This is a genomic window from Paenibacillus sp. ISL-20 (assembly GCF_018613005.1).
Classification (GTDB): domain Bacteria; phylum Bacillota; class Bacilli; order Paenibacillales; family Paenibacillaceae; genus Paenibacillus_AQ.
In genome coordinates, this window is the sequence record NZ_JAGGRD010000066.1 from 80115 (window position 1) to 99173 (window position 19059).

The 19059-nt window shown below is 51.6% G+C and carries 14 protein-coding genes; 9 read left to right on the forward strand and 5 right to left on the reverse strand.

Going from position 1 to position 19059, the window contains the following annotated elements:
- Positions 1-55: 55 nt before the first annotated feature.
- Both J7E85_RS30485 and J7E85_RS30490 read right to left on the reverse strand, forming a co-directional pair.
- Complete coding sequence (locus J7E85_RS30485; RefSeq protein ID WP_215163767.1) at positions 56-811, reverse strand: YheC/YheD family protein; 756 nt, start codon at positions 809-811, stop codon at positions 56-58.
- A gap of 80 nt (positions 812-891) precedes the next feature.
- Complete coding sequence (locus J7E85_RS30490; RefSeq protein WP_215163768.1) at positions 892-1284, reverse strand: hypothetical protein; 393 nt, start codon at positions 1282-1284, stop codon at positions 892-894.
- A 148-nt stretch (positions 1285-1432) separates the two neighbouring features.
- On the opposite strand from J7E85_RS30490, the gene J7E85_RS30495 reads away from it, so the two are divergent.
- Positions 1433-1798, forward strand: coding sequence for an MmcQ/YjbR family DNA-binding protein (locus J7E85_RS30495; RefSeq protein ID WP_215163769.1), 366 nt, complete (start codon positions 1433-1435; stop codon positions 1796-1798).
- 124 nt (positions 1799-1922) lie between these two features.
- Here J7E85_RS30495 and J7E85_RS30500 read toward each other — a convergent pair whose 3' ends face one another.
- Positions 1923-3197 (reverse strand): chitinase, encoded by a 1275-nt coding sequence (locus J7E85_RS30500; protein WP_215163770.1) that lies wholly within the window; start codon positions 3195-3197, stop codon positions 1923-1925.
- Between the two features lie 396 nt (positions 3198-3593).
- Between J7E85_RS30500 and J7E85_RS30505 the strand changes: the two genes are divergently transcribed.
- On the forward strand, positions 3594-4946 hold the full coding sequence (locus J7E85_RS30505; protein WP_215163771.1) for an MATE family efflux transporter: 1353 nt from the start codon (positions 3594-3596) through the stop codon (positions 4944-4946).
- A 155-nt stretch (positions 4947-5101) separates the two neighbouring features.
- Here J7E85_RS30505 and J7E85_RS30510 read toward each other — a convergent pair whose 3' ends face one another.
- A complete protein-coding gene (locus J7E85_RS30510; RefSeq protein WP_251036160.1) occupies positions 5102-7690 on the reverse strand; it encodes a winged helix-turn-helix domain-containing protein in 2589 nt (862 codons plus the stop codon).
- A gap of 224 nt (positions 7691-7914) precedes the next feature.
- Between J7E85_RS30510 and J7E85_RS30515 the strand changes: the two genes are divergently transcribed.
- The 7 genes from J7E85_RS30515 (at position 7915) to J7E85_RS30545 (ending at position 18226) form a co-directional block, all read left to right on the forward strand.
- Complete coding sequence (locus tag J7E85_RS30515; protein ID WP_215163773.1) at positions 7915-11784, forward strand: RCC1 domain-containing protein; 3870 nt, start codon at positions 7915-7917, stop codon at positions 11782-11784.
- A 361-nt stretch (positions 11785-12145) separates the two neighbouring features.
- Entirely contained in the window at positions 12146-13189 is a 1044-nt protein-coding gene (locus J7E85_RS30520; protein WP_215163774.1) for a BMP family lipoprotein, read from the forward strand.
- Between the two features lie 69 nt (positions 13190-13258).
- Positions 13259-14752, forward strand: coding sequence for an ABC transporter ATP-binding protein (locus J7E85_RS30525; protein ID WP_215163775.1), 1494 nt, complete (start codon positions 13259-13261; stop codon positions 14750-14752).
- Complete coding sequence (locus J7E85_RS30530) at positions 14752-15819, forward strand: ABC transporter permease (RefSeq protein ID WP_215163776.1); 1068 nt, start codon at positions 14752-14754, stop codon at positions 15817-15819. The genes J7E85_RS30525 and J7E85_RS30530 overlap by 1 nt, the downstream gene beginning before the upstream one ends.
- A complete protein-coding gene (locus tag J7E85_RS30535) occupies positions 15803-16726 on the forward strand; it encodes an ABC transporter permease (RefSeq protein WP_215163777.1) in 924 nt (307 codons plus the stop codon). The genes J7E85_RS30530 and J7E85_RS30535 overlap by 17 nt, the downstream gene beginning before the upstream one ends.
- Positions 16727-16818: 92 nt before the next feature.
- Positions 16819-17493: a sulfite oxidase-like oxidoreductase gene (locus tag J7E85_RS30540; protein ID WP_215163778.1), complete on the forward strand. Its 675-nt coding sequence runs from the start codon at positions 16819-16821 to the stop codon at positions 17491-17493.
- A gap of 1 nt (position 17494) precedes the next feature.
- A complete protein-coding gene (locus tag J7E85_RS30545) occupies positions 17495-18226 on the forward strand; it encodes a nucleoside phosphorylase (protein ID WP_215163884.1) in 732 nt (243 codons plus the stop codon).
- A 122-nt stretch (positions 18227-18348) separates the two neighbouring features.
- Here the strand turns inward: J7E85_RS30545 and J7E85_RS30550 are convergent, their stop codons facing one another.
- Positions 18349-18819: a DinB family protein gene (locus J7E85_RS30550; protein ID WP_215163779.1), complete on the reverse strand. Its 471-nt coding sequence runs from the start codon at positions 18817-18819 to the stop codon at positions 18349-18351.
- Positions 18820-19059 lie beyond the last annotated feature (240 nt).

A 19059-nucleotide genomic window follows, 5' to 3' on the forward strand; every position in this document is an offset into this window, starting at 1 on the left:
AAAACTGCCGGGCACTAAACCCGGCAGTTTTTTGTGTGAAAAGGGATTATCATTTTTATTTCGTACGCCCATAATGCTTTCCGTAAGACAGTACCTTATGGTACAGACTTCGATCTTTTAACGTTTTGAGCGGATAAATTTGCGGTCTGGTGTTAACCTCGAGAATCCACGGCCTGCCATTGGAATCCACGGCTACATCCAGCCCCAGTTCTTGGAAGCCGCGATAATGACGGTCAAAGTTTTTGCCTACGGCAACGCCGAGTCCCTTGAGTTCAGACTCCAACTGCTGGGTGAAGACCGAGTCGAAATTGGCGCCGCTCATCGTCTTCTTGAAAGTTCCGATGGAGCCGCCTTGATTATAATTGGTGGCGACTTTGTTCGGGTTGCCGACTTTGGTGAACAGGGCGGTGCTGACCCAGGCTCCCTGCCTGGTCTTCTGGACCATCACCCGGATATCGAATGGCTTGCCATTGCTTTTGGCTAAACGAATTCCTTTTTGCAGCAGATATGCCCTGCTCCCGGCAAAGCGATTCAGACCACGGAACAATTGAGATGAGCTGGAGTATGACGTTTTCTTGGTATTCAGCTGGCTTTGGTAGCCCCCGTCCGTTTTGCGGATTCGGATGATGTTACTGCCGCCTGAACCATCCGTAGGTTTGAAGAAAACCGTAGTGTAGTCCGCCAGCATAGCGTTCAGGTTTTTTTGGCTAAACGGCAATGTGTGCGGCACATATTGTCTGAAATAAGAATCTTCGTTCAACCATTTCGTTTTCTTCCATTTGCTTTTGATGGTACTGCTTTTATATTTCATAGTTAAGAGGCTCACCCCTCTTTTTTGTTCAGCATATGCCGAAAAAGGAGAGTAAGCCTCCACGATGGCCTTAAACCAAGCTAAGTGCTTGAAAACAATTTTTTATCGAAAAACAATAAGATGATAAATAAAGCTGCCGCGACAAGCAGTATCGACGCCGGTATGATAAAGGCCAGCAGGGTTGCCGTATTCTGCATCTGATAATACATTAGCATGCCCAGCGGCATGATCCCTCCCCCGAGGATGCTCGTCCAGAAGTGCAGCGCGGCCGTCTTCTTCAAACTGAGTTTTTCCCGAAACACGTAGTAGAACAGGCCATAGGCAAATAAGGTCAGCCAGCCTACCACCAGAATATGGGCGTGGCCTGCAACCATGCTGTAGTTACTTCTCCCTGCCATGTCCGCTCCGATCAAAGCACCGAAGAGTGTATAGATTGCCGCGATACGCATCAGCCACTTACTATATTTTAACAATGGATATTCCCCCCCTTGCATCTTGAATCGGTCCCAATATACAAGAGTTATATGAACGGAGCGTGAACAAAATATAAACCGGAATTGAACAGGGAAACATCATCTACTATAATCAAATAGATCTGATGTAGAAGGAGAGAATTTCCAGGTGCGAAGCCCACTCATTGCTTACTGTCTTTCGAAGAAAGCTGCAACCGAGGACTATCCGTTCGGACCGCTTCCGGTCGTCATGAAAGTCGGGGGCAAAATGTTTGCCCTGATTACCATAACGGCAGGAGAGAAGGTTAGTCATATTTCCCTGAAATGCGATCCGGTGATTGCAGAGAATTTGCGCCAGCAGCATGACGCGGTGCAGCCCGGATATCATCTCAACAAAAAACATTGGAATACCGTTACCGTGGATGGCTCATTAACGGAAGCTGACCTCCACGATATGATTGATCATTCCTATGATTTGGTACTGAAGAGTTTACCGAAGGCTCAGCGCGATGCGATCTCTCAGCGGCTGGTATGAGGCCTGCTGAAATAAATAATCGCCCTGTGGCACAGTGGAGGCAGATAAACATCCACTTGCCAGAGGGCGATTATTAGATGGTACCATCAAACCTATTCCAACCCATCCGCTGGGCGGTTTCGTATTAGAATGGTCTCATGCCCAAAGTATCCACTTTCTCTCCGGTAATATCAACGCCCATACGGCTTGTAATATCGCGGTAGTGACCGGCGCGGCGCTGCACCGGGCTGCCCTCGGTTTCACCGAGGTTAGCTTCCAGGCCGTTCAAGACCATCACGGTCGTACCGAAGCCGGGATCGCCCAGCCCTCTGAACTTCTCAAGCGGGGAAGGCTTCCATCTGCCAACTATCACGTCATGGGCGGAAGGCTTCGGGTCCTGCGGCGTCATCCAGAACAGGATGGCGGTCATGTAGCCGATTTTGCCGTCAGTGGCAACGATCTCCGGATTGTCCAGCAGCACGCTTTTGTCTCCATAGATGATGGAACTGAACAGGCCGTAATTAAAGTTCCAGCTGAGCATGATCGGTCCCCGTCCATAATAGCGTTTGTCTGGTGTTCCGGGATACAGCTCAGCGCTGGCAGGATCGACGAAGGCATCCTTGTTGACGCCAGTCCGGCCAGCGATGTTCTCGTTCCAGAACAATCCCCAACGGAGCGGTCCTCCCGGAGCAGTAGCCCAGCCTCCGCCCGTTTCGTGGGACAGATTGGCGAGGAAGGCTGCCAGTTCGCGCTTGCGGTCCTTCTTGAACCCTTCCTTCAAGAAAGTGCCGCCATCAATGATAACGGTTTCAATATCTTTGTTAAGGTTCTCAGCGGAATGGAAGTCAGCTGAACGCACAACAAGTGTTTCAACGCGGGCGTCCTTGTCTAATCGGTAAATCTCCTGCGCGGAAGGGGTTCCTTGCCGCGTGTTGATCTTGATCTTCAGATTGGAGACCTCCGCAACCGCGTTGATGAGATTGTCGTATGAGAAATAGTCTGTCTGATCGGCTTTATAGTATTCTTTGCCATTGGCGACTTTAAACCATTCCGCCGAGCCAAGCCGGTAAGGGAACAACGCCTCGAAGTCTTCCTCCGAGAGCAGTGCTTTAACGGCGGCGATCGCCTTCTCCGGTGTGTAATCCGGATCGAGGCCATCCCAGTTCTGGTCGATCTCCTTACGACTGATTAGCCGGTGCTTCCCGATCGCTAGGGAACCGCCTAGATTCTCCGTGATTTGTGCTGGAGCTGAGGTGCTGGATTTAGTGCTGGCTGCCGGATGAGCGGTAGATACCTCGGGCTGAGGCGCTTCATTGGCTGCAAAGGCATGAAGCGGGGTCATGAGGAGCGCAGCGCCAAGGGCTGCAATCATACTTCGCTGGATCATTTTGCGGGATAACGGATATTTCCACACGGTCATACACATTCTCCTCTGTATCATTGGGATTGGAATACACTGCCATCATATATACGGTATGTTGTTTTGTACATAGTCAGGAAATCCCACGATTTAACGCGCAGTTGACACTGAAGGGGAACCTCTGGCGTGACCAAGCGGGGGAGATGTGACGATAGACAGGGGATTTGCTGCGGAATCACTAAAGATGCCGTCGAAGTTCGAATACCGGCATTCGCTGTGTCCTCCAACTTGATAACTAGTTTTTTAACGTAAAAACATTATAATGTTATTATGTCTTGATTCTAGCAATCTATTAATCTATGGAAAGAATGCTTCACTTTATAATGTTCTGTTCATTTGTGTAATTTCATACATATTAGAGATTCATCATCTTATAGACGAAGAAGGTTAACTGACATGAGTTTATTTGTTCGCGAAAAAGGGTTCTACAAAAGCTTTTTCTGGCTGACGATTGTGATCGGGATGCAGAACCTGATATCGGTCGGCGTGAATTTGTCGGATAACGTCATGCTGGGAGGATACAGTGAATCGGCCCTATCGGGCGTTGCCCTCGCGAACCAGATCCAATTCCTGCTGCACATGCTGGTTATGGGCGTATGTGAAGGATTGGTCATCATGTCGTCCAGATACTGGGGAGCGAAGGATCTAGGCTCCATCAAAAAGGCGGCAAGCATCGGCATGCGCATGGCCATCTTCCTCAGTATTGTGTTATGGGCGATCGTGTTCTTTTTCCCGCATGAGGTACTGTCCTTGTTTACGAAGGAAGAGAATGTTATAGCCGCAGGTGTGGAATATTTACGAATCATCTGTTTCTCTTATATCTTCTTTGCCGTCACCAGTTCCTTGCTGGCTTCACTGCGAAGCGTGGAAACGGTGAAAATCGGCTTTGTGGTATCGTTATCGACCTTGATTATCAACATCTGCCTGAACTATATCCTCATCTACGGGTATTTAGGTTTTCCTGAACTGGGTGTGGCCGGATCGGCTATCGCTACCCTGACGGCAAGAATCATTGAATGCGTGATCGTCCTGGTGTACATTAAACGATTTGATCGCAAAATTTTGCTGAAGCTGCAGAATTTTCTGCAGTTCGATATGGAGCTCTTCAAACAGTACATTCGCGTAGGCTCCCCGATTCTGCTGTCCAATACGATATGGGGGCTTGCCATGGCGGCACAAACTGCCATTCTGGGGCATATGGGAGAATCGGCAATCGCGGCCAACAGTATTGCTACCACGATTTTCCAGATGGTGACAGTCATCGTTTACGCTTCGGCCAGCGCAACGGCTGTGCTGATTGGGAAGACCATCGGTGAAGGGTTGATGGACAAAATTATATCCTATGCCAAAACGCTGCAGATTCTGTATATCCTGCTCGGCTTGCTGACGGGCGCTGTGCTGTTTGTAATTAAGGATTTCGTCCTGGGCTTCTACTCCATATCCGATGAGGCGAAAACACTCGCGCTGCATTTCATGACAGTGTTGTCGATCACCGTAGTCGGAACGGCTTATCAGATGCCGGCATTAACGGGCATTGTGCGAAGCGGCGGAGACACCCGCTTTGTGCTTTACAACGATTTGATTTTTATGTGGCTGATCGTGCTGCCCTCCTCGGCATTATGCGCGTTCGTGTTCCATTTATCACCACTCGCCATATTCATTTGCTTGAAGTCCGATCAGATACTGAAGTGTTTTGTGGCGATCGTAAAGGTTAACCGATTCAAATGGATACGCTCCTTCAGCTCATGATGGATAGAGAGTTGTCTTAAGGAAAAATGATCAAATAAAAGGAACCCCGGGTCCACGGACCGACCGGAGTTCCTTTTTCATTTTTCCCCGCAAAGTATTTGGAATAAGCATCGAAGCATAGGCTCCACTTTGTGGGGCTACTTGGGATATAGCGTTCAATCCTCTAGCAGGTTTAATGACTGGGCTTTAACCAGAGCCTGCGTGCGGGTAGTCACGCCGAGCTTGCCATACAGTCTGGATAAATATACCCGGACCGTTCCTTCGGACAGGCCAAGTGCAGCGGCCATCTGTTTATTGGCGGCACCTTGCCGGATCAGATGCAGGAGATTCATTTCATTCCGATTCAGCGGCTCCAGGAGAAGAGACGGGGATAGCTTGGCGGATGAAGGGTCCGCTTGGGGATAATCCGGAAAATGCTCCAACAGGATGCGTACATATTCAAGCAGCTGATGCTGCTCCGGCTGTAAGCCGCTTTCTTGTCCTTGGTGGTTTGCATACAGCTTCAGCAGCTGGTACATCTCCTCTCCTTCGTCCAGGAAGGAACGGACATAACCGTTCTGTGCTCCAATACGCAATGCGTCGCCAAGGAGATGAAGAGACTGCTTTCGCTGACCACGCTGATATTCCAGCAGTGCTTGCAGGCCTGTGATCTCGATGATGCTGGATCGCTGCTGTTCGCGCTCGGCTTGGGGTTTTAACAGCTCCAGGAGGTGAAGCGCCTCAGTTTCCCTGCGCTTTTTGCCTAACAGGCGAACGAACGCCAAATATTCGGTTTCCCGGCTATAGGTTGGTCGGTCCTTGACGGAAATCGGGAGGCCGGCCGCTTCCTTTCGGGCTTCGGTTATACGCCCTTCCCGAATATAGAGCATGCATCGTATAGCCTTTAATGGAGCAAGCCATGGGCTCGCTTTCCTGCCGAGGACAGCGGTCCATGCTTCATCCAGAGCATAATGGGCCAGATGAAACTTGCCCTCCGCAGCGTACAGCTTGGCTTCGGTTATATGAAGCGGCACGAACAAACCCATGGTTTCTTTGGCGGGGGGCGCATTTCGAATCTGTACCAGTAGTTGACGGCATTCGGTAAGCTTGTTCCATTCATAATACCCCTCGCACAAGGATTGCTTTACATATAAATTCATGAGCGAATGCGCCCATCCATGGGATTCCAGCACGCCGGTAAACAGATGTGCAATCTTCTCCGTATCAGCGGAGAGAGCTCCCTTCATGCCAAGCGGTGTACGCCTTACGTAAGGCTCCTGCCGGTTGTAATCGAATTGATAGTAGATCGGGTTGTCGGGCATAGCGTTGTCGAGGATGCCTTCGCTAAAAGCAAACCATTTGCCGAAGTCCCCGTTCAGAAAAACAAGATTGGAACGCACGAACAGGAGGCTGCTTCGGAGCTGCTCCCGTCGATCTGATGACGCGAGTGCGGCGCACGTTTCTTCAATTTGGGACAGCATGCGCTCAGACCGCTCCAGATCCCCTGCCAGAACCATGATAAAGGCATGCGCTAATGACATTTCAAGTGTCATCGAGAATGGGGATGGGATGCGGTCAAACCATTCTAGCAAGGTAGCAATCTCCCCCCGTTCAAGCACGGTTTGCATATGCTGCTCCAGCAGGTTCACGGCCCCCTCAATGTCCTGCGCTGCAAACATATGGTCAATGGCCTCATCCATAGAAACGGTAGAAGCGTAGTATTGCCCGGCAAGCCGATGACGCTTCGTATACTCCCCGTTATCTTCACGTAGCAGGAGGTCCAGCAGAAACTGCGAGAACAGATGATGATAGCGATAGCAGATATGATGTTCATCCAGTGGAACCAGAAACAGATTCAGCTTCTGCAGCTCCTCCAGCATCGGGCGGCTGTCGCTGAAATCGGTTACAGCATCGCACACCTGTGGATGAAGCTCCGATAGGACTGCGGTCTGCAGCAGAAAAGTGAGCACCTCGGAAGATAGCCTGCCTATCACCTCCTGGAACATATATTTTGAGATCAGAAGTTGATTTCCCTTCATATCTTCGACGAATGGCTCCAGATCGCGGCCGTTTCGCAGGGAAAGCGAAGCAAGCTGGAGCCCAGTTATCCAGCCTTCCGTTCGATTAAGCAATGCATCCAGCTGCATCGGAGTTAGACGGGGCTGACTGCTATCTGATTCATGCCGGAAAAAGCGCTCGGTTTCATCAGAGGTGAATTCCAGCTGCTTCATTCCGATATGGTTGACCTCATGGTTAACCATCCCTTTCATCGTGGGGAATGGAAGCTCGGTTCGGGAGGAGATGAATAGATGGATAGGCTCAGGGAGGTAATCAATCAAGTAGGAAATCCCCGCATGGATTGCATGATAGTGAATGCTATGCAGGTCCTCGAGAATGAGATTGAGGGGTTCATGCTCCTCGTATAATTCACTGATCAGCGTATCCAGAAAGCTTTCAATCGAGGCGCTTGGCAGCAGATGCGTATGGTTCATAAGCCGATCTCCTTGCTGTTCTGGAAGAACCGAAGCCAAGGCGGCTGCAACGTATCGCCAAAAGCGGACGGGATCGTTATCCCGTTCATCCAGCGACACCCAGGCGCATCGCTCGTGGGCTCCATGAGCCCACTGGGCCAGCAGCGTCGATTTGCCGTATCCGGCAGGGGCAATAATGGTAGTCAGTTGTCCATTGTGGCCTGCTGTCATCGCTTGAATAAGCCGATCCCGGTGAATGAGATGCTTTTTTAACCCGGGAAGGCTTATTTTCATTTTCAGAATAGGTGAATCGGTCAGTAATTTCATAGGTACCCTCGCTATATACGAACGTTATTTTTACGAAATTTGAGTCAAGATAACTAGATTATATGAAAAAAATGATGAAAAGTTAACGTTTGTCAATCGTTTCCCTTCCATTTATTTGATAGCATCCATGGTACCGCGGTCCCGACCGGGATTGTGGTTTATAAGCGCTGATGAAATGAGGGAGGAGATTTATGTTAAAGCGTTCAGGGAAAATCCTGCTATGTATAGCTTTGCTGTTGATGCAGATGGATTGGGTATTCGGATACCGGCAAGCCTTCGCAGCCACCGCGGTTGCACCGAAGCTTGTTGCCGGTTACTATCATACCGCTTCGCTTGTAAGCAGCGGCGAGGTTTACTCATGGGGGTATGGAGACAGGGGACAGCTGGGCGACGGCAGCTGGAGCACCCGGATCACTCCGGTCATGGCGAAGGGTTTGAACCATGTCATTGACATTCATTCCGGCGTCCGCAGCTCCATGGCGCTCCGTCAGGACGGAACGGTGTGGACCTGGGGGGCGAACGAGAACGGACAGTTGGGAATTGGAACGACAACGAATGTGAACGCCCCCACACAAGTTGCGGGTTTAAGCGGGATCAAGGCCATATCCGGCGGATTAGGCTATCACGGCATGGCGCTTTCCGAGAACGGAAGCGTATGGACTTGGGGGAGAAACGTCAACGGAGAGCTGGGCAATGGAACGACGATACAACAAAACTTCCCGGTTCAGGTGACTGGTTTGAACGATGTGACGGCCATTGCGACTGGAGGATATTACAGTCTTGCGCTAAAATCGGACGGTACCATATGGGCCTGGGGCGTGAACGGAGACGGGGAGCTTGGCGATGGAACGACGACGGATCGATACATGCCGGTACAGGTTGCCGGGCTGACAGACGTCATTGCGATTGCCGCCGGGGGGTCTCATAGTTTGGCCGTTAAACAAGACGGCACCGTCTGGGCATGGGGAAAAAACACCTACGGCATGCTTGGTGACGGCACGAGAACAAATCGAACGAGACCGGTGCAGGTTAGAAACTTGGAGCATATTGTTGCGGTTGCAGGCGGAGGGTACCACAGTCTTGCAGTGGACCAAGCAGGAAACGTATGGAGCTGGGGGGATAACAGTCAGAAGCAGCTCGGTCTGGGCTCGAATGCCTCCAGCCTAATTCCGGTCTCTGTGTCAGGGATCGAGCATGTTCGTGAAATTTCCGCCGGTGGCTATCATAGCGTGGCGATGGAGAAGGATGGGACCGTCTGGGCATGGGGCTCTAACTCCGGAGGGCAAATCGGGGATGGATCCTACAACAATACCAGGGATATTCCTACCCTGACGAAGGCCGTGCTGGATACCACGGCGCCGGATACCGGCAGTGGGATTCTGAATCCTTACAGCATTACGGCGGATTCGGTTGGATTGGAGTGGCCTAAGGCCTTGGACAATATGACGGAGCAGTACGAATTGCAGTATCTATTATATTCGTCAGGCAGCCCCAATATCAGGGACGTAAGTCAAATGGAGAGGTATGGAAAGCCGATCGGAAGCTACACGGCGGATCAAACCGCACTTGCGGTAAACGGACTTGCGGAAGGCACGGAATATTATTTTAATGTCATCGCCAAAGATGCAGTCGGCAGAAAAAGCGCATACCGTATGCTGAAAGTGACAACGAAATGGCCGCAAATCTATTCGTTAATCTATGATGGCAACGGAAATGCCACGGGGAATGTTCCGGCAAGCAGCAGTTTGTTTGCCAAAGGCGACGAGACGGTTGTGGCGGGTAATACGGGCCAACTGGGCAAGGATGGATATACCTTCGTCGGCTGGAATACGAAGGCCGACGGAAGCGGGATCGATTATCCGGCTGGCGGCAAGCTTATATTTGGTACGCAGGATGTCACGCTGTATGCCAAATGGAGTGCGAACCCGGCACCCATCGAGCTAACGGTGGTATCGTATACGCCGGCTCATCAGTCTGTCGGGGTTGAAAGAGATGCGACCTTGCAGGTTGTCTTTAATGAAGAAGTGACGGCTGTGTCCGGTAAATCGATTACGATTAGGCAAGCTTCGGATCAGCGCGTCGTGGAGACCATCGATGCTGCTGATGCAGGTAAAGTCTCGGTTCTCGGGAACACGTTGACCCTGGATCCGTTGACTGCTTTCGACTATGGAACGACTTATTATGTCGAGATCGAGTCTGGGGCTTTTACCGGTAACCATTCGGGTACCTATTTTGCCGGAATTCAAGGCGGGGATACCTGGAGCTTTACGGTCAGGGAGCCTGCGACCACGCCGTATGACGCCACCTTGCAAGCATTGGCGCTGAATTCACCTGGAGCGGAAGTGGGTCTGAGCCCTGAATTCGATAGATACCATTATGACTACAAGGCACAGGCAGCCAATGAAACGGATCGCCTTACGGTGACTGCCCAGGTGTATGACGCTCGTGTACAGGTAACGGTCAGCGTGTACGGGGAAGCCGGGGATTTGGAAGTGGGGCCGATCGATATTTTCTCCGGTCAGGAGAGCCCGGAACTCCCGGTTTCCGTCGGTAACCATATAATCGAGGTCGTTGTGACGGCGCCGGATGGCCAGCATCTGAAATATAGAGTGATGGTGACAAGAGCGTCGTCAACCGGAGGCGGAGGTGTAACGCCTGAAGAACCGGGAGGAGGTTTATCTCCTGGAGGTACTGGCTCAGGCTCAGGATACGCAAATTCAGGTTCATCAGGCAGTGCCACGCCAGCAGAGAATAGAGTGAATGTCAGAGTTACGCTAAACGATGAATCTCAGGAAGGGATGGTTACAGGCTTGTTCCATGAGACAGATGGACATACCGTCGTTTCGATGAAGCTGGATACGGCAAAGCTGGAAGCCCGTTTAAAGACCGTGGACTACAATCCGGTCATCGTCATTGCGCTTGCACAGCCTGCGGATCATGTCTACCTGGAAATAAGCGGTGCTGCAATTGACCTTCTTGATGCTAAGCAGGGCGCCATTGAAATCCGATCCGCTCTCGGTACCTTCCATGTTCCTGCTGCCGTGATGGCATCATCGCGCTGGCAGAAGTCGGGAAGTTTGGATAAGCCGATAGCGGCGGATCAAATGTTGGTGACTCTGACGATGGCTGCCAGCGATGCAGCTAAGGTAAAGGCTGTTCAGAAGGCGGCGCTGCAATCCGGCATAACCCTTATCGGTTTGCCTGTCGATTTTGAAATTACAGCTAAAGTTCAGGACATATCCCTGCAATTAGATCCGTTTCCACAGTATGTGGAGCAGCGGATTTCATTGTCACAGGGAGCGTCAGGCCATATTACTACAGCTGCCCGGGTGGATGCGAATGAAGATCTCCATCATATTCCAACGCGAACCGAGATGAAGAAGGATGGAAGCAGCGAGGCCGTTCTGCATCACCTCACCGCCGGAACCGTTGCTCTCATATCTCATCAAGCGAGCGTTGCCGATGTTTCGTTTCATTGGTCCAAGGATGCCGTGAACGATCTGGCTTCGCGATTGATCCTTAATGGAAGCGGCCGAGTGAAGGAGTCCACAAACCCAGGTGCGAATCAGCCCGAGAGGACCCTTTTCGCTCCGGACGCTCATGTGAATCGTGCGGAGTTTGCTGCCATGATCGTGAGGGCACTCGGTTTGCACGAGGTGAAGGGCGAAATCCCTGCTTTTCAGGATGTCAGCGCAGGCGACTGGTATAGCGGCGTCCTTGCACAAGCCGTACAGTATGAGCTTCTTCAGGGATATGAGGACGGCCGTTTTCGGCCAACTCAAGGGATTACGCGCCAAGAGGCCATAGCGGTTATGGGTAGAGTGATGAGGCTGGCAGGAATAACAAGTACAGTGAATGAGATGGAATCAGCTGATATCCTTTCATCTTTTAAAGATCTCCAAGACCTGTCCGCTTGGGCCAAACCGGCTGCTGCCGCGCTTGTGCAGCAAGGAATAGTCCATGGAGCCGACGCAGGGCTTAAGCCGCTGCAGAAGCTGTCCCGCGGCGAGGCGGCCGTGATGCTGCAGCGGCTATTGAAGGCGGCAGAGCTGATCGATTGATTCAGCGGGATTAACTAGGTCGGATATTAGAACCTTTCATATATTTGCAGGGGATGCCTTTGGGCATCCCTTTCTGCGTGAATGAAAAGGAAAAGCAGCATATAAGCTGCCAACAATTTGAAAATAATGCGTTTTCATGCTGATCTCGGCAGAAAACGCTTGCTCAAATGTTGGCAATTTCCGAACGTTTTCGACATTTTGATAAGGTAATGTTCTGTGATATCGGCAGTTTTCCGCCAAATTTTTGCTAAAAAACACATTAAACTACATAAAACGCTAAAATTTTTGTTTTGACATCTGCTTGTCTATACCCTAGGATAATAGTATAAAAAGTGCTCACTTAGGAGGATAAGGTCAGGAAATGAAAAAGACATGGTCAATTCTATTAACACTCGTATTATCTGTTGGATTGCTTGCAGGTTGCGGCAATAGCGATAAGTCTACTGACACTGGTGCAGCTAATGGCGGTTCAGAAGGATCTCAAGATAAGAAACGCATTGCACTTGTTCTCCCTGAGAAGATCGGCGTGAATCCTTTCTTTGCATTGATGGACGAAGGATTGAAGAAGGCTGCTGCCGATTTCAATGTCGAAGTGAAAACGATTGAATCGACAGACCCGGCCTCGATTGAGCAAAACCTGCGTACGGCGGTTGCTGAAAAATATGATTTGATTATCACATCCACCTTCCAGATGGAAGATGCACTGAAGAAGGTTGCACCGGAGAATCCGGACGTGCCTTTTGCCATTATCGATACGGTAGTGGATTTGCCGAATGTCCGCAGCGTCGTATTCCGTGAACATGAAGCAGCTTACCTGCTTGGTGCAGCAGCTGGATTGGCTACGAAGACCAACAAGGTTGGCAACGTGGTTGCAGACGACATTCCTATTATGCATAAATATATGACTGGCTTTGCAGAAGGTGCAAAATCGGTAAACCCTAACGTTGAAATTTTCGTTAACTACGTCGGCGGTTTCACAGATCCGGCTAAAGCGAAGGAACTCGCACTCCTGCAGAACTCCAAAGGTGCCGATTTCGTTGCAGGCCTTTCCGCTGTTGGTGATTTGGGCGTATTCGAAGCCGCGAAAGAGAAAGGCTTCTATGCTTCAGGACAAGATACGGATAACACGGGCACGGATCCCGAGCACGTTGTGCTTGCTCAATTGAAAGGTACAGACGCTGTTGTCTACGAAACGGTTAAAGACTTTGCAGAAGACAAATACTCATTCGATATTCGTGATTACGGTCTGAAAGAAGGCGGCGTGGGTCTTACTTACGTAACCCATGAGAGCAAAACACCGCTTAACCCATTTATTGGACAAGACATCGTAGATCAGCTTAAGGTGATTTCCGACGATATTATCGCCGGAAAGATTAAAGTAACGAACGCATTGGAACAAAATTAGTTCTCACCTGGACCGGCTGCACATGCGCAGTCGGTCTTTCATTCAGAAGCGAAAGGAAGGCATGACTCGATGCTACTCCAGATGGACAATATTACGAAAAAGTATGGCGAGTTTAGCGCAAACCGCGGCATTGATTTTTCGCTGCGTGCGGGTGAGGTTCATGCGATTGTCGGGGAGAATGGTGCAGGCAAAACAACGCTGATGCGGATATTGTACGGGATGGAGCAGCCAACCTCGGGTACGATTCGGCTGAATGGCAAGGAAGTTTCGTTTGCAAGCCCGCTTGACGCGATTCAGGGCGGCATCGGTATGGTGCACCAGCACTTCATGCTGTTTCCTACGTTTACAATCGCTGAGAATATCGTGATCGGCAATGAGCCGGGATCAGGTGCCAGGTTTGACCGCAAGCAAGCCGTGAAGATTGTTGAGGGGCTTTGTGATCAATACGGAATGAAGGTGGATCCCCGCGCAATCGTAAGCAGCAGCGCGCCTGGCGTGCAGCAGCGGGTTGAAATCTTGAAGGTGCTGTATCAGGGCGCTGAAATCATTATATTGGATGAGCCAACGGGCGTGCTGACGCCGCTCGAGGTGCAGGAGCTTCTGGATGCCATTAAACAGCTCTCCAAACAGGGAAAGAGCTTTATACTGATAAGTCATAAATTGAACGAGGTCCTTGATGTGGCCGATCGCATCACGGTGCTTCGTGACGGCGCCGTCACGGGCGTTGTGGAGAAGGGGAATACCGATGCCCATCAGCTTTCCCGTCTCATGGTCGGACGCGAGCTCATGGAGCTGGATCGAAAGCCGATCACGCCAGGTGAGAAGGTGCTGGAAGTCTCGGACGTTTCGATCCGCGGAACGAAAGGAAAGCCGGTTCTGGACGAAGTGAATATTGAAGTCCGTGCGGGCGAAGTTGTCGGGATTGCCGGTATTTCCGGCAACGGGCAGTCCGAACTGCTTCAGGTGATTTCCGGTCTGGCTCAGCCGGACAGCGGACGGATTGCCGTTTCGGGCAAGGACGTAACCGGTATGTCGACAAGAGAAATACGGGAGCACGGATTAGCCCATATTCCGGAGGATCGCTATGTATGGGGTGCTAATCGAACGGCAACCGTGATGGATACCGGGCTTATGGGGCACCACCGCCGCTTGCAGAAGGGCGGCTTCCTTAATCTGAAGGACATTCGTACGCTCGTTTCCGGATGGGTTCAGAAGTTCTCGATCAAGACAGGCTCTCTGGAGACCAGCTCGCAGTATTTATCCGGCGGCAATCTGCAGAAGCTGATCGTCGCACGGGAACTGGAGCAGGGAACCCCGTTCCTGATCGCTGCCGAACCGACGCGCGGCGTCGACATCGGAGCCATGGAGACAATCCATGGCGAGCTGCTCAAGCGGCGTGAAGAGGGGACAGGAATTCTGCTGGTATCGTCGGAATTAACGGAAATTTTGAAGCTGTCCGACCGGGTTCTGGTTATGTTTGAAGGCCGGATCGCAGGCGAGCTGTCAGCGAAGGAAGCGACAGAAGAGAAGTTGGGACTGCTGATGGCGGGAGGTACCTTGTAATGAATAAATGGACAAAATTTACGCTTCCGCTGCTCCAGCCGATTGCCGCGATCATTGTTGGGCTGCTCGCCGGGGCCATTGCGATTATGATTGCCGGCGGCGATATCCTGCAGACTTACGCGGAGATGTGGAAGGGTGCCTTCGGCGGCATGTATTTCTTTACGAATACGCTGTCCCGGGCGACCCCGATTATTCTGATTGGTCTGGGCGCGGCGTTTGCATTCCGCGCAGGTTTCTTTAACCTTGGTGCAGAAGGTCAGATGGTGTTTGGCGCGCTTTCTGCCGCATTGGTCGGATTGTACATGCCGGGCCCGGGCTGGCTGGTGTGTATCGTTGCCATCCTTGCCGGTGTGATCGCAGGCGGATTATGGTCGGTGATGGCCGGATATTTTGATGCCCGGTTTCGGGTGAACCTGCTGATCTCTACGCTGCTGCTGAACTATGTGGCCGTGTTGTTTGCGGGTTATCTGGTTGCCTATCCGTTGAAGGACCGCTCGGGTTCAGCTGCGATGGCGCAATCTGAAATGCTCGATAACAGCGTCTGGCTGCCGAAGCTAATCTCCGGCATGCCGCTGCATGTAGGCTTTGTACTCGCGGTGCTGGCCGCGTTGATTATATTCGTACTGTTGAAGCGCTCCGTGATCGGTTACGAGGTACGGATGCTTGGCGGAAATCCGCTGTTTGCTCTGTTTGGCGGGGTTAAGCGCGGGCCGATGATGCTTGGCGCCATGTTCCTCAGCGGCGGCTTGGCCGGTCTTGGCGGCGCTGTTGAAATTCTGGGCTCCCAGTATCGCTATATTGATGGTGCATTATCTACAGCCGACTATGCCTGGACGGGCATTATGGCTGCATTGTTGGCAGGATCGCATCCGATCGGCACGCTGATTGCCTCGATCTTTTTGGCCGCGCTGCAGACAGGCGGTATGGGCGTGGAACGGAATACGGAAGTGCCGCTTGAGGTAGGAGCGATTATCCAAGCCGTGCTGATTCTGTTTATCTCCGCCCGATTCACTTACAGCTTCCTGAAGCGCAGAAAGGGGAACAAATCCGATGGAACAGCTGTTTGATCTTGCCTTAATCAACTCGGCCCTCCGGGTGCTCACTCCGATCTTGCTTGCGGCCCTCGGCGGTGCCCTGTGTTCGCGCGTCGGACTGTTCAACGTCGGTTTGGAAGGCTTTATGCTGCTTGGCGCTTTTTCCGCCGTGGTGGGGAACCACTTCTTTGGCAACGTCTTTTATGCGATTTTGTTCGCGATTGTGATCGTTTCGATATTCTCTTTTATATTTGCTTATCTCAGCATCAATCTGCAGGCGAACGTCATTGTGGTCGGTATCGCGATGAATGCGTTGGCGGCTGGATTGACCACATTTAGTCTACGGGCTATTTTTGATGTAAAAGGTGCATTTTATGACAATACGATGGTCGGGCTGCCCAAATGGAACATTCCGATTATCGAGGATATTCCGGTGATCGGTCCGATACTGGCGGGTTTGACGCCGCTTGTCTATCTGTCGTTTTTGATTGCGGGCCTCATGTGGTATTATTTCTATCGCACGAAGAGCGGCTTCCGGTTCCTGGCTGCCGGCGAGAATCCGCTCGCTGCCAAAAGCGTGGGCATCCGTGTAAGACGGTATCAGTATGGAGCCGTGCTGGCGAGCGGTGTGTTGTGTGCGCTTGCCGGTGCGCAGCTGTCGCTTGGACAGGTGACGATGTTTACGGAAGGCATGACGGCTGGACGCGGCTTTATTGCGCTCGTAGCCACGATGCTGGGCCAATCGGGTCCGCTTGGAGTAACGGCGGCAAGCCTGCTGTTTGGCTTTATGGATGCACTCAGCATAAGGTTCCAGGGACTGGCGCTGCCTACGCATTTCACGCAGATGCTGCCTTATGTCGTCACGATTCTGGCGATGTTCTTCTTTAAGGACAGAAGCTTCCAGCAGGATGCACTGAAGCAGGGCTCAAGCTCCAGATAGGTGCGCACGCTGCGCCGTGACAACAAGAGAATTCGCCATCTTAGACGATCAGCGGATGCGAAAGCGGAGAAAGCGTAAAGGAGATGAACTTGGTGCACAAAAAAGCAGAGCGATTGAAAAAAATGAAGCCGGTGGCGGTGGGCAACCTGACCGAGGAGCAGCGTGCCAAGCTGCCGCCGGGGCAGACGCTGACCGAGAAATTCCCCATTTTGCACGAAGGGGAGGTTCCTCATTACGACATGTCGGAGTGGACGCTCAAGGTATTCGGCGAAGTCGAAGAGGAACGGACGTTTTCTTATGAAGATATCATGGCGATGCCAACGGTGAACGTGAACACCGATATTCACTGCGTCACGCGCTGGTCCAAATTCGATACGGTTTGGGAGGGAGTCCTGTTCCGGGATTTCCTGGCGGGGCTGAAGATCAAGCCGGATGCCAAATACGTCATGTTTCATGCCGATCCGGATTATGATACGAATGTACCTATCGAGGATCTGCTCAAGGATGCTGTGCTGCTGGCCTATCGTTTTAACGGCGAGCCGCTGACGGACAAGCATGGCTGGCCGCTGCGCACGGTTGTGCCGCATCGCTACTTCTGGAAGAGCGCCAAATGGCTGCGCGGCATTGAGTTTATGAAGGAAGACCGCCCGGGCTTCTGGGAACGCAACGGCTTCCACAATGAAGCAGACCCGTTCAAGGAAGAACGGTTTAGCGGCGAGGCACTGGATATACCTGAAGACGAATGGACACATAAGGAGTTTGACTAATATGTTGATGCCTATTTTGCAAGTGAACTCAGAGGATATACCTGAATTTGTGATCGTCTGCGGCGATCCCAAGCGTGCGGAGACGATATCCCGTAAGCTCGAAGATGCGCGCGAGTTGGCATTCAGCCGCGAGTACCGCACATTCGTGGGGACGTATGAAGGCGTTGAGCTTGCGGTAACCAGCCACGGCGTTGGTTGTCCGGGAGCTGCGGTTTGTTTTGAGGAGCTGATCCGTGCGGGGGCGAAAACACTGATTCGCGTCGGGACGGCCGGATCGTATCGGGCGGATATTCCTGCGGGAAGTCTTGTCGTCAGCACAGCGGCGATCCGTACGGATGGCCTGACGAAGCAGCTGGTGCCAGACGGCTTTCCGGCAGTTGCGGACAGCCAGGTAGCAGAAGCGCTGTACGAATCCGCCCTCGCAATCGGTGAGGGTGTGGTGCGCAAGGGGATTACTGTAACCCTGGACGTGTTCTTTAACGGTGTTGAGGAAGTGCCGCACCAGAAATATAAAGCAGCGGGCGCGCTCGGCGTCGAGATGGAAATCGCGGCGCTGTACGTCGTTGCGGCGATTCGCGGCGTTCGCGCCGGCGCGATTGTGGCGATGGACGGCTTTGCCGACGCCGATCTCGCGGCTGAGTACGACCCGAACACGAATGTGGTCGCTGACGCAGTGGAACGCGAGATTAACACGGCCTTGCAGGCTGTGGTGAAGCTGGCGAAGCAGGGGTAGTAAGGGCAAGAAAGCCGGATTTCCTGAGTGCAAGCTGCAGGAAACCCGGCTTTTTTGTTTTGAGTATGATGAATCTGGGGGAGTATTAGAGACTTGCAGCAGCAACTCAGCAGTACCTATCGTTACTGTTTTGGTGGCTGGACCGTGAAGAAGGGAACCTTTTCGATTCCGACAGCACGCACGTAAGTGAATAACTGCCCTTTATGGTGGATTTCGTGGTCGACCATGGTGCCCAGCCACACTTTTCCTGGGACAACGAACCCGTTAAAGTCCAGCGGCTGCTCGAGCTGGCTGTCGGACAATTCAGCAAAAACCGCCGTAGTCGATTCGGTTGAAGCTTGCACGATATTTCTAATGTCATCGATGGTTTCGAACTGGGTGGAAATCGAAGGCGGAGAGAACGAGCCTTTTGCAATGGAGTGCAGAAACATATCCGAGGACGCCGCAATATGAACAGCTAATGCGCCCAAGGTATAGGCGTTCTCCCACGGTTTATAATCCAAATGCTCGCTCTGTACGTCCTCCAGCAGTTGCAACAAGACTGTACGGTGTCTATGCCATCGTTCGAATTGCTGTTGACCTTCATGACTCATGATTCATCCTCCTTGATCGATTGCAGAATAAAGTGTTTAAATATGCAACCGCCTTATTCGCGGTTTATAAAACAGTTCGATAAGTAATAGCGGATTCCTTCCCGATGCGAAGTTATAGCCAGATGTTGTATTCGATAATTTTGGAAAAAAGCAGTTGCAAAAATATAGCGGACCCTATATACTGAGTTCAATTAGTAATTGGTCAATCAATAATAAAACAAAATGAGTGAAAGGAGGGTG

Bases quoted from the DNA above. Each gene is read 5' to 3' on its own strand.
- J7E85_RS30485 (WP_215163767.1), bottom strand. From the start codon at position 811: ATGAAATATAAAAGCAGTACCATCAAAAGCAAATGGAAGAAAACGAAA.
- J7E85_RS30500 (WP_215163770.1), bottom strand. From the start codon at position 3,197: ATGACCGTGTGGAAATATCCGTTATCCCGCAAAATGATCCAGCGAAGT.
- J7E85_RS30505 (WP_215163771.1), top strand. From the start codon at position 3,594: ATGAGTTTATTTGTTCGCGAAAAAGGGTTCTACAAAAGCTTTTTCTGG.
- J7E85_RS30510 (WP_251036160.1), bottom strand. From the start codon at position 7,690: ATGAAAATAAGCCTTCCCGGGTTAAAAAAGCATCTCATTCACCGGGAT.
- J7E85_RS30515 (WP_215163773.1), top strand. From the start codon at position 7,915: ATGTTAAAGCGTTCAGGGAAAATCCTGCTATGTATAGCTTTGCTGTTG.
- J7E85_RS30520 (WP_215163774.1), top strand. From the start codon at position 12,146: ATGAAAAAGACATGGTCAATTCTATTAACACTCGTATTATCTGTTGGA.
- J7E85_RS30525 (WP_215163775.1), top strand. From the start codon at position 13,259: ATGCTACTCCAGATGGACAATATTACGAAAAAGTATGGCGAGTTTAGC.
- J7E85_RS30530 (WP_215163776.1), top strand. From the start codon at position 14,752: ATGAATAAATGGACAAAATTTACGCTTCCGCTGCTCCAGCCGATTGCC.
- J7E85_RS30535 (WP_215163777.1), top strand. From the start codon at position 15,803: ATGGAACAGCTGTTTGATCTTGCCTTAATCAACTCGGCCCTCCGGGTG.
- J7E85_RS30545 (WP_215163884.1), top strand. From the start codon at position 17,495: ATGTTGATGCCTATTTTGCAAGTGAACTCAGAGGATATACCTGAATTT.
- J7E85_RS30550 (WP_215163779.1), bottom strand. From the start codon at position 18,819: ATGAGTCATGAAGGTCAACAGCAATTCGAACGATGGCATAGACACCGT.